Source organism: Acetobacterium bakii (assembly GCF_001263355.1).
Lineage (GTDB): Bacteria > Bacillota > Clostridia > Eubacteriales > Eubacteriaceae > Acetobacterium > Acetobacterium bakii.
This window is the reverse complement of the sequence record NZ_LGYO01000025.1, coordinates 17829-34048: the sequence shown is the minus strand read 5'-3', so window position 1 is coordinate 34048 and position 16220 is coordinate 17829. Positions and strand designations below refer to the sequence as shown.

The window sequence follows — 16220 nt, the reverse complement described above, 5'->3', positions numbered from 1 at the left end:
CAAAGCCGCTGGTCTTGGATATCTTGTGTTATAGATTCTGCCATCTTCAGGAATATCAAAACTTAGCTCTGCCATGGTCATTTCACCACGCATTACTTTGGCAGCCGCCATTACTGCATCAACGAGTGGTACATATCCGGTACAACGACACGCATTACGATACTTTTGGAACCAGTCCCGTACTTCCTGTCTTGTCGGATTATGGTTGGTATCAAGCAGACCTTTCGCCGAAACGATGAATCCGGGTGTGCAAAATCCACATTGTACACCGCCATAAACAATCCAGGCCAGCTGGAGAGGATGTAGGTTTGTTGGTGACCCAATTCCTTCAATTGTCGTAATTTCACTGCCGTCTTCAATATTTTTCATCTTTTTTGTGCAGGAGCGAATAACTTTACCATCAAGGATCACTGAACACGCGCCGCACTGGCCGGTTCCACAGCCAACCTTGGTGCCTGTCAAACCAATCCGCCTTAAAACATCAGACAGCGTATCTGACTCATGATCACAAACCAGCATCCGTTCTGCTCCATTAATCAACAACATCATTTTTCTTTTAGACATTTTTTCTCCTCATCAATTCTGAAGTTAATTTTCTTGTGGTATAATTCTCCATCCCAATTGGTCGTGCACCCTCACTGTAACCACGTTGATTAGCGGCAAGACAGCGATACCCTTTGTCTGCCAGTCTCTTAATAATATTCTCCCAAATAACAGAACTTTGAGGGAAACCATGTAATAAGATGACCAATTCACCCTTACTATCCAGTCCACAGGTTCGACACGTAAAATCCATTTCGTTTGCTGAAATAGTGGTCATTTTTACTTCATTATTCATAATTCTTATCTCCTTTTTTATACTGCTCATATAAAAATCGTTTCCATTATTTCTAAACACACATGAACCTTTGTCAGTGAGCCACTATATTTACTGACATTCTCCACGGCCCTTTCTCTGTAGTGGAATTTGTCATGTTGTTGTAATGGAATATGACAGGCAATGACCAACTGAGGATTAACTACTTCACTGATAAAAGCGCGACCTTTTTCCTGGCTAATTTCTGTAAAATTTATACAAACCGTATCAATCGTTTCATTTCTCAACCAATCAATAATAGTCGAATTACCAGATTCGGCATCTCCCATAAAAAGGATCTGCTGATCTGCAGCACTGATTAAATAGCTAAAGTGATTAACTGTATTATGATATTTGATCCCATCGTGGTATGTTCTTGCTGCCTTAATTTTAATATTTCCAGCTTCAATAACAGTCACTTCACCATATCCGGAATTCAAATAGGAAATTGGATTTGGCAAAAAATCCAATGCTTCTTTCATATAACTTTTGTTATTTTCATCAAGTTCTGGTAATATTATTTTGATATTCGGATTGCTTATTTCACAAAGCTTTTTTAAATCACAGTGATCTTTATGCACATGTGTGAAAATCAAAAAATCAATATCACTGAACTCTTCCACGCCATTAATAATTTTATTAATAATTTTCTCGGGGATGGGACTGAAATTGAGGGCTTGTTCAGTATGAACACCATCAACCAGAATTTTTGTTTGTCCGTCAGTTAACATAAAACCGGTATTTGATAAATAGGTTATGATAATTTCGTTTTTTTTCATCTGCTCTCCTAATCGTAAATTCTCTTGCTTTCTAGTATTTTTTTGTTATATAATAATGTTAACGTTTAAATTGCTTTGAAAATTAGATTTTAAAGGTGGTACAGTATTTTGTCTCTATTAACTATTGAAGATTATGAAAAAATATTGAACTTTTACATTTTTATAAATAAAGACTATTCCGACTTTATCAACCGAACACTGACGGCATTAAGCGATTTTTTTGATTTGAAGCTTACTGCCTATGCTGTTTTTGATGTAAATCCGGATGGACAACGTTCCTTATCAAAATTGGAAAGCCTATATTTACGTCCAAATATTCTGAAGCACTATAAAGAAAGTTTTTACGAGGATGATCCCTTTTATAATAAAATTGATACCCTACGCAATGCGAACAAATTCAAATATGTTTATACTACTAATGATCTTTGCTATGACGAATTTTTAAAATCGTCATATGGAAAATCGTTAATGAAAAACGACATTGCCTACCAAGCAATTTTAGGAGCGAGTGATGCTGCGCATCCCCCCATGCATATTATCAGTATTTTCAAAACTAAAAATGAAGAAAACTTCACCCTCAAAGAACAGGAATTATTGTCTCAAATTGGAAAATCATTTCATGAGTCTCTAAATCTATATCGAAAATATACTGCTCAAGCTGATAAGGTTTTTCTGACCAGTCTTTTATTCGATCTGACTTCATTTGGTTTTGTTATTTTAAATAAAAATAAATCTGTTGTTAATTTTAATAAAACATTTCTCAACTATACTGCTTTTTTATTCAGTAAGTCAAATATCAATGAAATCGTTTATAATCTGATCGATCTGGTTGAATCGACAAATGAAATGACCATTGACAAATTAAAAGTGAATTCCATTATTAAAACCAACGGTTTTTTAGTAACGGTTTTTCCCCCCCAAATAAATCAGAATGAATATATTGAAACTTTTTATTACTTCACCATAAGGAAAATTGAAGAAAATCGACAAGGAAATGATATCGATAATCGCCTTGTCGAAGAATACAATCTGACAAAGAGAGAAAGTGAGATACTAGCTCTCTTTGTTGATGGTGCAAGTAATCTACAAATCTCAGAAACCCTTTATATCAGCGTTTCTACCGTTAAATCACATGTCCGAAATATTTTCAATAAGCTTAATGTATCCACGCGTTCAGAAGCGATCAGGAAAATTCGAAAATTAACTATTTTTGAAAATAATGACAAATATTTTAGCTGACAATAAGCCTTTTTAGGCTGTTTTTTTAACCGCAAGCGCACCCAATACTTTAAATGCCAGACCAAGTATGATCATAAACCAAACAGCACCAAATGCGTAGGAAATCAGCAAATCCAAATAGTTGCATTCTGTTAAAAATTGATGCGCGGTTAGAACAGTTATGAACAGAAATGTCGCTTTATTAAGAATAATCGGTAAAAACTCTGTAATACAAAAGAATAGAACAACTAATAATACTGCAATCATTGCTATTTCAAAAACAGACATGCCATAATTGTGCAGCACATAGTAAAGACCAAAACATAACAAAATACCAACTAATGAACCAACGATATTTTCGACAATATGGTCCATTTTGAAGTGATCAACATTTGCCCAATACCAAAAGAACATACAACCGGCCCATACATTCACTAATCCTAACCTGCCGCTAACCATTGAAAATGTAAATATTGCAATGGTTAGGATAATACTCAGGATAATGCCCTCTTTAACTCTTTCATTAACCGATTTAACTGCTGGCTTAGTTTCCATTTCAAACACCTTCTCTTCTTTATTTTTTAAATTTGTAAACACTTTCTTTTCGAACATCAATGAATCGATCCTTGCTTTTCGTTATCTCACGATGCCGCGTTTTTCTGCATTTTCTTCAAGTTCATCCCTAAAGTCTGGATGGGCTATATTAATCAACGCTTTTACCCGTTCAATTAGTGACGTTCCTCTTAATGCGGCAACACCATATTCAGTGACAACATAATCAACATCTGCCCTCGACAAGGTAATGACCGTACCTTCTGGATGAACGTCGACAATCGTCGATTTCATGACTCTTTCACCACTTGAATTTTTTACATTTGCAGTTGAATGCAATGCTATAAATGATTTCCCGTCTTTCGACATTTTTGCCCCTTGAGCTGTCTCAACCTGACCACCGGTACCACTTATATGCCTTGTACCTATAGCTTCCGAAGAACATTGGCCGAATAAATCAACTTGAAGGGTCGTGTTAACCGATACCATTTTATGGTTTTTAGCTAATTCAAAAGGCGAATTACTGTCTCTGACATTGATATGCAGGACACCAACATTGTCATCGATAAAATCATATGTCTCCTTGGTGCCAAATGTAAATGAGGTGACCATTTTATCTTGGAAAAGTGTTTTGCATCGATTGGTGACGATACCTTCCTGATACAATTGAACGAGACCATCATTCAGCATTTCAGTATGTACGCCTAAATCTTTTTTGTCTTTCAGCGCCATTGCCACGGCATTTGGGATACCACCAATGCCCAACTGAAGCGTCGAACCATTGTCAATCATATCTGCAATATGTTTGCCAATTAAAATGTCTTCGTCACTAGATACGGCCCCACGGCACGGAAGATAAATCACCTCGTTGTTACCATACAAAACATAGTCAACGTCAGATATATGAACCTGGGTATCCCCAAAGGTACGGGGGATATTTTCATTTATTTCTAAAATGACCAAATCTGCTTTTTTTAAGTAATCCGGACTGGCCACGCAGATTGGACCGGTACTGAAGTAACCATGCTTATCCATCGGACTCACTGACAGGGTGAAGATACTCACTGGTTTTCCGGTGACCTCATGATAATATAATCGGTCAGAGCCGCTTTTACTGAGATGATTTGGATAAAAGGTCGTCATTTTTGTTTGCGCCGGATCTCTCATAAAATTCCCATAAAACCCACTGACGTGATTAAGAATGCCATCATATGTTTCATCCGAATAAAAATCATAGGGTTTCAGGTTTAATAAATTAATATGAGTAACCCCTTTTACGCCGTGATCTTTTAATAAATGAAATTGATCCATATACGCCATTGGCTCCGCTATGCCATAGGTATAAATTGTAGCGCCATTACTGATCTTTCCTACTGCTTCTTCAATCGTGATTGTTTTCTTTTTTAATAATTCTCTATAGTTCATTTTCGCCTCTCAAATAATAATGGTGCAGTAATCCTTTTCATTACCGCACCGGTAATGGCATTATGGATGCAATAATACTTTTATTTTATTCGCATCGTTACATTCAAATGCTTCATTAAAATCTTCAAATTTAAATTTATGCGTTGCTAAATCTTTGGTATTAATCCTGCCATCCGCCATCATTTGCAGAGTTTTTTGCCATGACCCAAGGTTATGTCCAAATGAAAACTGGATTCTTATATTTTGCATTACTGCCACAATATAGGCTTTTATATTGCTGCCTTCGACACTGGTAAGTGCTAATTCAACAATTGTTCCGGCCCGTTTCGTCATCATGATTGATTGTGTAATAACGATGTCTGCACCAGTGCATTCAAAAACAAAATCAGCGCCTTTTCCAAAAGTCAGGGCACGCACTTCCTTGATTGCGTCGCATTTGTCATTTTCAAAAGTATAATCCGCGCCTAATTTTTCACCTAATTTCAAGCGCGCTTGGGCGGCAGATATATCCACTAAAATTGTCTTTGCGCCACAGGCTTTGACAAATTGAAGTACCAGTAATCCGATCGGACCAGCACCCATAACGACAACCGTATCCGTTGGTTTGATGTCAACGTTTTCTAAAACAGCGTGAGCAGCAACGGCAGCAGGTTCAACCAGCGCACCCTCTTCAAAACTAACATTATCCGGTAATTTAAAAATTGCTCCTTCAGGCATACAAATGTATTCGGCCATTGCGCCATCACATTCATACCCAATATTGAGGGCATCCTGGCATCTGCTAATATCCCCCATTAAACATGACCTGCATTTTCCACAGAAACCTTTAGTTACAATACCTGTGACACGATCAGAAACTTTAAACTGGGTTACCCCTTCACCAATTTCTGCAATCGTTCCGCTATATTCATGACCCATGGTAAAGGGGATGGGAAGTGGCGATGTCGGTGTTTCAAAGCCACCAACAATATGTAAATCAGAACCACAAATTCCACAGTATTCTACTTTAATTTTAACGCTACCTGGCCTTGTTTTTGGTTCTTCAACCTCGACACATCCCAGATAACCCACGCCATGTTCTAATTTTTGAACAGCTTTCATTTTTTATCCTCACCTTTCAAATTAACGATATACAATTCCCGAATCAACATTTAAGCATTGTCCCGTGATATTCTTTGCTTCATCCGATGCTAAAAACAACACAGCATAAGCAATATCTTCCGGGGTCTGTGTACGCTTCAAAGCCGATCCTGACGCCATTTTTTCAACAACCTCGGCGCTTGTGCTGCAATCTTCAAAGGCTCCCGGCACGGCTTTCTTAAAGTCCAATGCATCCGAATAAATAGCCGTCTTAATAAATCCCGGATTGACACAATTGACAGTCACATTAAAACTTCCCATTTCTTTTGCCAGGGAATTAGAAAAACTGATGGTTGCTGCCTTAGAGGCACCATATTGTGGCATCAAAGGCACCTGAAGAAATGCTGCAATTGAAGTAATGTTAATAATCCGGCCACTTCTTTGGGTATAGAAATTACTATAAAACGATCGGCACATATTAAGCATGCCGACGGTATTGACATTAAAAACCCGTTTTACATCCTCTGAAGATATTTTTAAAAATGGCGGTCCTATATCTTTTGGTCCAATACCGGCACAATTGACAAGGATTTCAATCTTACTAAATTCGACTAATATCTCTTTTGCAAAAGCATCAACCGCATTTTCATCACTAATATCAACTTTTCGAAAAATGGCTTTAACCCCTTTTTCTTTAAGCATCGACGCCATTTTCTCGCCATTTTCAACATCCATATCAACGATAACGACATTTGCTCCGGAATCAGCCAACATTACAGCAATCGCTGCACCGATACCTTTTGCAGCCCCTGTAACGACCGCCGTTTTTTCAGAAAGCTCAAATTTAATTGCCATACTTTTTATCCCCCTAATTTATATTAGTGCTTTCAAAATCCCTGCTTTCATATCTTCAACGGATGGGTATAAATACTTTTCTAAATCTCCAAAGGGTATGATTGAATTCACCCCGGCGACACGAACTGGCGCTGCTTCTAATTCGTTCATGCAATTTTCGACAACCCAAGAGACAATCTGTGCTCCAAATCCACCTCTTTCAGGCGCTTCATGGGCAACCATTAAACGGCCGGTCTTTTTAACCGAATCAAAGACACATTCTTTATCAAAGGGAATTAAGACTCTTGGATCAATAATCTCAATTGTTTTTCCGGTTTCTTCTTCGACTATCGCTGCAGCGGCCATAACATTCACTAAAGCTCTATGATAGGCAACAATGGTTAAATCAGCACCTGTCTTGACAACTTTTCCAGCTTTTGCTAAAGACGGCACTTCGTCCAGGACATCGGGAACCTCTCCGGTCAAACCCATTGTGGCGCGCTGGTAAATAAATAATGTCGGATCATCATCTCGAATCGCAGCACGATAATAAGCTCTAATATCCGCTGGTGTTGTTGGGGCCACAATTTTAAGTCCCGGTACATTTGCAAACCAGGCTTCAACACTTTGCGAATGATGGGCGCCACTCTTTCCACCACCACCCTGAGGCAATACAAACGTTACAGGGCAACTATCGACGCCACCGGAATTGAAATGAATCTTAGCGGCAATATCAACGATGCCTTCAAATCCCAATGTTACAAAATCGGCAAACATATATTCAACAATCGGTCGATAGCCACCTAATGCGGCCCCAACAGAGAATAATGTATAACCAGCTTCTAAAATCGGAAATTCCAACACGCGATTGATCCCGAATTTATCTTGTAATCCGGTAAATGTTCCCCAGCAACCGCCTTGTTTGCCGAGATCTTCCCCAATACATATAACTTTTTCATCTGAAGCCATTTCTTCAAACATGGCAAGATTCAGAGCCTTCATAACTGACATTTCTGACATTATAGTTCACCTCCGGCATTATTTGAATAAACCCTGCTGTAATCCAGAACTTGTTCTTTTGTTGCAACATTTTGAACTAATCCTTCATCAAATCCATCAACAATTTCTTTTGTCTGTGCTTCTCTGACTGCCTTTATTGTTTCATCATCCAGAATTCCCAATGCCTTCAGGCGTTTTTCAAAACGAATGACCGGACAAATAGAATCTAAATCATTTTTATAACTCAAATCACGATATTTCTGCGGGTCCCCCACATAATGACCTTCCCAACGCATTGTTTTTACTTCCACCACGTTTGGTTCATTATTAGCGGCTAATTCCATACCGTTTAGAACTGCTTCAGCGACTGCGACAGGATCATCGCCATCAACGGTAACCCCTTGCATATTAAATGCGGCTGCTCTATCGGCAAGGTTTTCTAATGGAGACTGTTTTTCCACTGGTGTCGACATAGCAATCCCATTGTTTTCGATAAAAAACAAAACCGGCAATTGAAAAAGGGCGGCAATGTTCATTGCTTCATAGGTTGCCCCTTGACTAATGGCACCGTCTCCGTATGGCGCAAAACCAATTTGTCGCTTTTTGCCATCATTTTTAAGCGCCCAGGCAAAACCTGAAATTTCAGCCCAGGTACCACCGAGTGCACCGGCGGCCGGGAGCTGACCATTTTTGAGGTCATGAATATGATATTCTCCGGATATTCCGTCATTACAGCCACCGGTGCGGCCAAGTAATTCCGCAATAAATGGTTTCCAACCAACGCGATGAGCCATGACTGTCTGGGCGCGATGCGTTTCGGTTCCAAAAGTTTTAATGTCCGACTTTTTAAATGCTGTCAGAATACCAGCACTTACAGCTTCCTGTCCTAAACACGGATGGATCGCACCGGCAATTTTGCCACTGTAAATGTACTCGACGATTTTCTCACCGAGTACTCTTGATTTCACAATATCCGAATACATTTCCAGTAGTTCTTCATTTGAAAAGTTCATAATTTTACCTCCATTAATTTTATTTCAGCCCCATAAAGGATTTAGGGTCTAGTAAATGTTTCTTAAATGTTTTTAAATACAGGCCACTATGAAATCCATCAATTGCTGCGTGATTAATTGTCACACTGAAACATGCCATTCGTTTAATGCTTGTCGTGTCATCATCATTCACAACCAACTGTTTTTTTGTTGTCCCGATGGCCATGATGCCTGTTTCCGGTGGATTCAAAAAGGGTGTCACCTGATCTATTTCAAGCATCCCCATATTACTGATGGTGTAAGTAGAACCCATCATATCTTCCATTCCCAATTTTTTTGTTTTCAATTTTGCAATCATATCCTGAAGCTCATCCGAAATTTGGAAAATATCTTTATCTTGTGCCTCTTTAACCACAACCATCATAATGCCATCCGGCAAACCAATACCCACAGCAATATTGATGGAATCATAAATAAAGAATTCATCACCTATCAATGCTGAATTTATCAATGGGTGTTCTTTTAGAGCTTCCGCAGCAAGTTTGACAAATATGGAAGTAACGCTGACTTTGGGATTTTGAGCCTTTAGCTCATCTTTTAGGTCAAGCACTGCATCTACTGGAAAATAAATAGAGCCCGACCCCTGAGGATAATCTCTAAGGCTCTCTGTCATTTTCTTCCCGATGAATTTACGGGTGCCGGAAATTTTATAACTTTCTTTTACTCTTTTTGAATCTGTCATGTCTTCTCCTATTCTTCAATATGTGCAAGTATGTCGCCAACAGCCACTGTTTCACCTTCCGGCACTAAAATTTTAACCAAAATGCCGGTTGCTGGGCTTTCAATCTCCTGATTTAGTTTTTCGTTGGAAAGTTCATATAGAGGCTCTCCTTTTTCAATATGTGCACCTTCTTCTGCTAACCATACTTCAATTTTTACATCCATCCCGGACTGTCCTATCATAGGAACTTGTACTTCTACCATCATTTTTCCTCCTAAAATTTGATTGATCATTATGACAATAAAATCTTAACACTACAAACGTTTTCAAACATCCTTCCGGAAGATGGTTAAATTATTAAAAATATACTACTTTTTTAGTACTTATCATCCTTTGCTCATCTTTTGCTCATTCTTTACCCATACTTAATAATCACTGATTTTCAAACATTATCTTTCTTAATCTACATAGAGTTTTAGGATAAGACCTTCGCCCATAATAAAAAGAAAATTCCACGCGGACACGAAGTGTATATTCAAGAAATAGCAAACCATTTTCTCCATTATTCAGGTGTAGTTCTAGAACCGACACAGAGCTACACAGTAAATTATCAATAAAAATAATCAAAAATACACATGAAAAAAACCGCTTCGCAGATGGCTCTGCAAAGCGGTTTTTGTGATTTAAAATTTGGTGCCTCTTCAGGGATTCGAAGCCTGGACACCCTGATTAAGAGTTAACGGCTTTTTCCTTTATATTAGTGTCTCATTATATCGGGTGCCGTTTGGGTGCAGTTGTTAAAAACAAAGTATTTTCTTTTTATAATCATCCCTACATGGTATTTGATTTTACAAATAGTTTGATCCCGACCTGCTGATAGGAAATTGGATTGCCTCTTTTTATTTTAGTTTCTTAAACGTTGTTATAAGCTAATATTTTTTATTCATGGTGTACATGTAATGTGCCTGGTGCCATTAGGGATTTTAAATTTATAAATCCGCTGCCGCCAATACACCAACTATTGATTCTATTTTTTCTTTGATCAGTTCAAATCGTATATTTGGGATGCAACTCTTCCAAATTGCCTGAAAACACAGAATGATAATGATGTTGTGTATATCGATAATTGCCACTTTTTATTCCATCCTCAAACGAACTTTTTTCAAAGCCTATGCCCATTATATTTTCGGTCTTTTTTAATTGATTTTAATCGCACTGCTGGTTAATCCTTCAGCTAAGAGAGCGATATCAATATCTTCCGAAAATATTTTTCAATCATGAATATACCTTAAAAGTTATGAACGAAGTTGGTGTCATTGTCGAACATGAAACTGCTTTAGAGCTTTTTAAAAAGCATGGTGCCAGAGTCGAAGGTAATACAGTATACTTCAGTGAAGAACTATTAAATAAAGCACTGTCTACAATACCTCAAGAAATTGAAGTTTTCACGGGGCGGCAGTGTCAAAATTGGTGAAATTCATCCTCCTGCAACAGTGGGAGCTTTTAGTCCGCCAAAAATGCTTCATGAAGGTGGTGTCGTTCGTGAAGCCATGCTTTCAGACGTAATCAACTTCCTGAAATTAACACAAAGCAGTGTTGTCATTAACAAACAAAAGGATATCCTCAATCAATATTTGCCAGATAACAAAAATATTAACATCCTGCCAGCATGAATATTTAAAAGAAGAAGATTTCACAATTTTAGTCTGATCCACCTTTCAATACTAAAATAGGCAACGCTAAAATCAGCTATCTGTCAGTGTAATTAAAGAACTCCGGAGAATTTATTCTATCTGATAGAGACATCATATCGTTATCATAATTTTAGTTCAAAGTTATTAGTTTGATCAATTCAAAGTTTTTTTTATTTTAACAGTTTCGATGTGGAAAATTATCGAGTCATAAAGTTGCTTATTTTTAGATTCTACCAGGATAACCAAAATATGCCGGTTTCCTTTTTTATTTCGCAAAAATAAATTCTTGCAATGGGCTCCCCCAATACCCTTCATATATGAAATCATCTCATCACAATTGAAAACTGGTGGATGATTAATGATTTCGTAGTCTATTAATAACTCAACTAAAACCTCTTGCACTCTCATCTCATTTTTTTCCATATCTATTCTCCAGTTAATTCGAATTTATTTTTCTTTTTTAACGCGATTCCTTCCCAGGCCACCAAAAATAAAGATATAATCATCAAAATACTTCCCACAAGAATACTCAGGTTTATTGTTTCTTTGAAAATAACAATCCCGCATATCAGTGTGACTACCGGCTCAAAAACACAAATAATAGAGGTATTAACAGGACCAATATTTCTGATCGCACCGGTAATCATCATTATTGATATGATGGTTAAAACAACCGCGCCAAATATAAACAGTAGGCCTTCTTTTGGCAGCCACATTAAAGATCCCGAAATGATTCCCTGAGTTCCAAAAAATGCAATGTTTACAAGTGCCAGATAAAAGATGAGCACCTCGGCATCCATACTTTTATAGCTGCTTTTATCAAGGCCCAACAAATAAAGGCCAAAAGCCATACCTGAACCTATTGCCAAAATGATTCCTGTGAAATTGAATGAAACATTTAAATTCCCAAGGAAAACCAATCCTAAAAGGGCCGAAGCTAAAGCTATTATTTTATAGGAAGATAGTTTTTCTTTATAAACACTAACCATTACCATCGTTACAAATACCGGATATGTGAAATAGATCATCGTGGCCTGACCCATTGGTAAATAACGATAAGACTCTGTCAGCAAATAAATAGTCCCGCCATAGCCGACGATTCCAAAAATACATAAATCCCTTAATTGTCTTAGGGAAGGTCGCACTAATTTTTGGGCAACTACAAGATAGATCCCCATAACAAGTGCTACAAAAATAAATCGATAAAAAATCAGGGAGGTACTGTTCATGCCTAAATTTAGTAACATTTTAGTGCAAGTTGGTAGAACCCCATATGCCGATGCTCCCAACATAGCCATAATAAAACCCTTCTTCATATCAGACCGCTTTCAAAATAATATTTTGTTAATTTACTGTTTCAATTAATGTATAGTGCCTATCTCGAAACTGAATTTGAAAAAAACAGCACTATCACTTTTATGTAAATATTGCTGTGAATTATGTTATTTTTTATCGAAATTAAACCATTTTTTATGAATATAATGAAATGGCCCACCAAATCCTGGTCTTATATTTCGGCATCGCATTTTTACCGCCAAATTTGATACTTCCAAATGGGTGAATAAACAATAATACCATACACCCCACAAATATAAGCACCCCAATGGAAACCATCCAGCCGGCGTTGGACATTAATGCGATAAATATACTTGTCATAAAAGGGGTAAACTGCTTCGGCCAAATAAAGCCCATGAGAAGAGTCGCTCCCAATAAAACGAACGGTATTAAAATTGGGACAATCCGTAATCTTTTTGACATAATCTTTCTCCTCAAAAAAAAATTGTTTGTTATGTGTTTTAGTTATAAACAAAGCGTTTATTGAGTTTCGCAAACGCAAACGCCTAACGATATTTTGAAAGAAGGACTTATTCAATTAATATTGAATAAGTCCTTTGAATTTACTATTTCATGAATTCTTTAGGGATATATGTTTCTAGAATTTTCTTTTGTGCTGCATTTAACTCTGGAAGCTCATAATTTGCTAATCGTTCCTGATATATTTTTTTTGTATTATCTTTAATACTTGGTTTGCCTGAGGCAATCCAATTACCATGTGATTCACGGTTTGGAACGTTAGGAAGATAATAATCATTTCGATATGCTTTTGATGTTCGCGCAATAAAGTTTCCGCCAGGTCCTACTTTTTCTAGTGCATCTGTCATTAATGTTTTTTCATTAACTTCGTACCCTTTGATAAAGCGATATACTGTTTCCGTAACTTCTTCATCATAAATATACTTATCATAACTTAATCCATTGTATGCATCCATGATTCCACAGGTATGGAACATTAAATCAGTATGAGCAGACAAAGTGGCAAAGCATGATGTGAATGATTCAATACCGGCTTGCATATCGATGTCTTTTGCATCAGACACACAACCACCCGTTCTAACAGGTAAATGATAAAAATCACCAATCGCTTTTATGGTATGTGAAACTAACGCATCTTCAGGACTGCCAACCGTTAATGAGCTGTGTCGTAAATCTGAACCGAAACCTTGATTGCCGTAAACTACTGGGGTTCCTGGTCTAATCAGTTGTGCCAAAATAATTCCGGCAAGCATTGCAACATTGACAGCCAATATTGAAGATGCGATGGTATCAGGTGTCGTCAGGCCACTCATACCGGTACCTGTAAACACAATAATTTGACCTTCTTTAGCGTATTCGACAAGTGCTTCAGACATTGCCTGGGAATAGACAAATGGCGATGCCGCATCAACCAAACCACAGACAACACTTTTATCATGAATATCATAAAATTCACGGGTCATTTTAATACATTCAGCCGCTTTTTTACCGCCATCGACAATCCCTAAAACAGGTTTAGTATGATGCATTAGGGTCGTTGCCATTGCATAATTAGAACGTATTTTGGGATCAATCGAAGGCAAATCCATAATGTTAGGACTGCCGACACTGATTACCTTACTAGTGGCATCCAATTTATGGAAATTTGAAAAATCCAAAGGTGTTGGGTAATGAAATTCGTCATTTTCGTATACATACATCGGACCATAAGCGGGTGCATGTATAGTGGAACCATCTCCAATTGTAACGATGGAATCTCTGCCAAACCACTCAAATTTTTGAATAACAGTGGATAATCCCTGGGTAATTAAAGTTTCTTCTAAAAAAACAGTTTCGCCTTCGACACGGGCCCCATGTTGTTTGAATATTTCGCGTGCTTCTTCTCCAAAGAAAATAACACCAGTATTTTTTAATAAATAGAGGGTTTTTTCATGAATCAATTCCAATTCTTCCTGTGTTGCGAAATCATACTTAATCTTCATTTTGTACTCCTTTTTATTTGTGATTTAATAATAAACTTAATAGTACAGAAAGGGTAAACTATTGCAAATCCTCTTTTGCTGAGCGGTTAACTTTCATCTGAATAAGTAACCATTGGAACGTCCTCTTTAAGTACTGTGTTTTCATTTTTCATATAGATTGACAAATCGCCGTTACTATAGGAATCAAAATCTTTTAGGTTATGCATAGATTTAACATATGCAACCATTCCAAAACAGAAGATGATAGCTACAGGCAAACCGCAGACGACACAAGCAGTTTGCAGTGCGCTGATACCACCAGAAATTAACAAAGCATATGCAATGAGTAACATTGCTACTCCCCAGAAGACAATACTAATTTTGGGAGGTGTAACATCGCCGGTTGTATCTTCGGTGGACTTGCATGTCATTTGTGCTACTGCAACCATAATTGCTTGAACTAATGTAATAATGGATAGTATAACAACGACTAATGCAATAAAATTCATAATTCGGCTAAATGGAAATTGTTCAAAGAATGCATACAAAGACATATCTGAACCAATTTTTGCAATAAGTACGCCTATGGTACCGCCGTGGAATTTATCCATAATGATGCTGCCACCACCAAATAAACCAAACCAAAGGAATGAAAAGATCACAGGGGCAAAGAGATTAACGGTTACAAATTCTCGAATAGTACGACCGTATGCTAATTTGACAAAGAACAAACCAACTAGCGGTGCAACAGCTAGCCACCAAGTATTGTAAAAGACATTCCAACTTGAAATCCAACCCGTTCGTTCAATCGGTTCCAAATATAAAGATAGATGGATAAAATTTTGAAAATACTCTCCAACAGACGAAAACAATAATTCAGTAACTTTTAAGGGATCAACTGCAATAAATGCAAATATCAGAACGAAAATATATAATATTGTATTTGTATTTCCAAGAAAAGCAATTCCCTTAGAAACACCAGTAGTTGCCGCTAAGACACAAATACCTGCGACGGCTAATAGAATAGCTAACCAGGACACGGCATTACTTGGAATTCCATACAAGTACTCTAATCCTCGTGCTATGAGCAATACAGCCAAACCTAATGATGTCGCGGTTCCTCCAATAACTGCAAATACAAAGAGTGAGTCTACTGCATCGCCAATACCTTTATATGCTTTTTTTCCTAAAAGAGGATATAATGCTGAACTACAGCGAAATGGTTGTTTGCCATTATAAAACATAAAAACAATAATCAAACCGGCGGTTGTGTAAACGGCATAAGGGTGTAAACCCCAATGTAAAAATGTGAATTGCATTGCTGAAAAAATTGCGGCTTCCGACATTGGAATAACGCTTAAAAAATCAGGTGGGGTCATTGAAAAAAGGACCGGTTCATAAACGCCATAGAACGTTATTCCAACACCTATCCCCGAGGTTAGCGCAATGGCAAACCAAACAGCCTTACTCATTGTAGGTTTAGCATCTGGACCTCCTAATCGGATGTTACCATATTTACTGAATCCAGCCCATAAACAAAAACCTAACATTACAACTACAACGGGGACCAAGAACCAACTAAAATACTTAAATACAAAATTCAATGCAGCATTTGCAGCTGCTCCAAACTGTTCGGGGAACAGAATTCCAATAAAAACGAAAATCACCAATGCAATAGCCGGTGGGAAAAATATACGTTTATTAATAATGTTAAAAAAACGTTCTTTCTTTTCCATTTGTTTGTCTCCTTTATTATTTCTTACATCGTGCACATGTTCGATATCATTTATTAAAG

At 37.4% G+C, this 16220-nt stretch carries 19 protein-coding genes; 3 read left to right on the top strand and 16 right to left on the bottom strand.

The window, feature by feature from the left end:
- The 3 genes from AKG39_RS10555 to AKG39_RS10545 form a co-directional block, all read right to left on the bottom strand.
- A partial coding sequence (locus AKG39_RS10555; protein WP_152912173.1) for a (2Fe-2S)-binding protein occupies window positions 1-564 on the bottom strand: 564 nt, incomplete at its 3' end.
- A complete protein-coding gene (locus AKG39_RS10550; protein WP_050740361.1) occupies window positions 557-838 on the bottom strand; it encodes an alpha/beta fold hydrolase in 282 nt (93 codons plus the stop codon). The genes AKG39_RS10555 and AKG39_RS10550, both read right to left, overlap by 8 nt.
- Window positions 839-864: 26 nt before the next feature.
- Window positions 865-1635, bottom strand: coding sequence for an MBL fold metallo-hydrolase (locus AKG39_RS10545; RefSeq protein WP_050740360.1), 771 nt, complete (start codon window positions 1633-1635; stop codon window positions 865-867).
- A 108-nt stretch (window positions 1636-1743) separates the two neighbouring features.
- Here AKG39_RS10545 and AKG39_RS10540 point away from each other — a divergent pair, with 108 nt between their 5' ends.
- The gene (locus AKG39_RS10540) at window positions 1744-2874 is read left to right on the top strand and encodes a response regulator transcription factor (protein WP_050740359.1); all 1131 of its coding nucleotides are present in this window, start codon (window positions 1744-1746) and stop codon (window positions 2872-2874) included.
- Between the two features lie 12 nt (window positions 2875-2886).
- Here the strand turns inward: AKG39_RS10540 and AKG39_RS10535 are convergent, their stop codons facing one another.
- The 8 genes from AKG39_RS10535 to AKG39_RS10500 are packed head-to-tail and all read right to left on the bottom strand — an operon-like array spanning window position 2887 to window position 9722.
- Entirely contained in the window at window positions 2887-3450 is a 564-nt protein-coding gene (locus tag AKG39_RS10535; RefSeq protein WP_160316171.1) for a hypothetical protein, read from the bottom strand.
- A gap of 39 nt (window positions 3451-3489) precedes the next feature.
- Window positions 3490-4830: an acetyl-CoA hydrolase/transferase family protein gene (locus AKG39_RS10530; protein ID WP_050740357.1), complete on the bottom strand. Its 1341-nt coding sequence runs from the start codon at window positions 4828-4830 to the stop codon at window positions 3490-3492.
- Between the two features lie 60 nt (window positions 4831-4890).
- A complete protein-coding gene (locus AKG39_RS10525) occupies window positions 4891-5931 on the bottom strand; it encodes a zinc-dependent alcohol dehydrogenase (protein ID WP_050740356.1) in 1041 nt (346 codons plus the stop codon).
- A 21-nt stretch (window positions 5932-5952) separates the two neighbouring features.
- Entirely contained in the window at window positions 5953-6765 is an 813-nt protein-coding gene (locus AKG39_RS10520) for an SDR family NAD(P)-dependent oxidoreductase (protein WP_050740355.1), read from the bottom strand.
- Between the two features lie 18 nt (window positions 6766-6783).
- Entirely contained in the window at window positions 6784-7764 is a 981-nt protein-coding gene (locus tag AKG39_RS10515; RefSeq protein WP_050740354.1) for an alpha-ketoacid dehydrogenase subunit beta, read from the bottom strand.
- A complete protein-coding gene (locus AKG39_RS10510; protein ID WP_050740353.1) occupies window positions 7764-8756 on the bottom strand; it encodes a thiamine pyrophosphate-dependent dehydrogenase E1 component subunit alpha in 993 nt (330 codons plus the stop codon). The genes AKG39_RS10515 and AKG39_RS10510 overlap by 1 nt, the downstream gene beginning before the upstream one ends.
- Window positions 8757-8775: 19 nt before the next feature.
- Window positions 8776-9477, bottom strand: a complete 702-nt coding sequence (locus tag AKG39_RS10505) for a 2-oxo acid dehydrogenase subunit E2 (protein WP_050740352.1) — start codon at window positions 9475-9477, stop codon at window positions 8776-8778.
- An 8-nt stretch (window positions 9478-9485) separates the two neighbouring features.
- The gene (locus AKG39_RS10500; RefSeq protein ID WP_050740351.1) at window positions 9486-9722 is read right to left on the bottom strand and encodes a biotin/lipoyl-containing protein; all 237 of its coding nucleotides are present in this window, start codon (window positions 9720-9722) and stop codon (window positions 9486-9488) included.
- A 959-nt stretch (window positions 9723-10681) separates the two neighbouring features.
- Here AKG39_RS10500 and AKG39_RS19760 point away from each other — a divergent pair.
- Both AKG39_RS19760 and AKG39_RS10495 read left to right on the top strand, forming a co-directional pair.
- The gene (locus AKG39_RS19760; protein WP_341408194.1) at window positions 10682-10930 is read left to right on the top strand and encodes a trimethylamine methyltransferase family protein; all 249 of its coding nucleotides are present in this window, start codon (window positions 10682-10684) and stop codon (window positions 10928-10930) included.
- A gap of 19 nt (window positions 10931-10949) precedes the next feature.
- Complete coding sequence (locus AKG39_RS10495; protein ID WP_126981240.1) at window positions 10950-11129, top strand: hypothetical protein; 180 nt, start codon at window positions 10950-10952, stop codon at window positions 11127-11129.
- A gap of 174 nt (window positions 11130-11303) precedes the next feature.
- On the opposite strand, the gene AKG39_RS10490 is transcribed toward AKG39_RS10495, so the two are convergent.
- From AKG39_RS10490 to AKG39_RS10470, 5 genes are all read right to left on the bottom strand, one after another.
- Window positions 11304-11573 (bottom strand): YbaK/EbsC family protein, encoded by a 270-nt coding sequence (locus tag AKG39_RS10490; protein ID WP_050740349.1) that lies wholly within the window; start codon window positions 11571-11573, stop codon window positions 11304-11306.
- Between the two features lie 2 nt (window positions 11574-11575).
- On the bottom strand, window positions 11576-12448 hold the full coding sequence (locus AKG39_RS10485; protein ID WP_050740348.1) for a DMT family transporter: 873 nt from the start codon (window positions 12446-12448) through the stop codon (window positions 11576-11578).
- A 172-nt stretch (window positions 12449-12620) separates the two neighbouring features.
- The gene (locus AKG39_RS10480; RefSeq protein WP_050740347.1) at window positions 12621-12908 is read right to left on the bottom strand and encodes a BCCT family transporter; all 288 of its coding nucleotides are present in this window, start codon (window positions 12906-12908) and stop codon (window positions 12621-12623) included.
- 143 nt (window positions 12909-13051) lie between these two features.
- Window positions 13052-14446, bottom strand: a complete 1395-nt coding sequence (locus tag AKG39_RS10475; protein WP_050740346.1) for a trimethylamine methyltransferase family protein — start codon at window positions 14444-14446, stop codon at window positions 13052-13054.
- A gap of 86 nt (window positions 14447-14532) precedes the next feature.
- The gene (locus AKG39_RS10470) at window positions 14533-16161 is read right to left on the bottom strand and encodes a BCCT family transporter (protein WP_050740345.1); all 1629 of its coding nucleotides are present in this window, start codon (window positions 16159-16161) and stop codon (window positions 14533-14535) included.
- Between the last annotated feature and the right edge of the window lie 59 nt (window positions 16162-16220).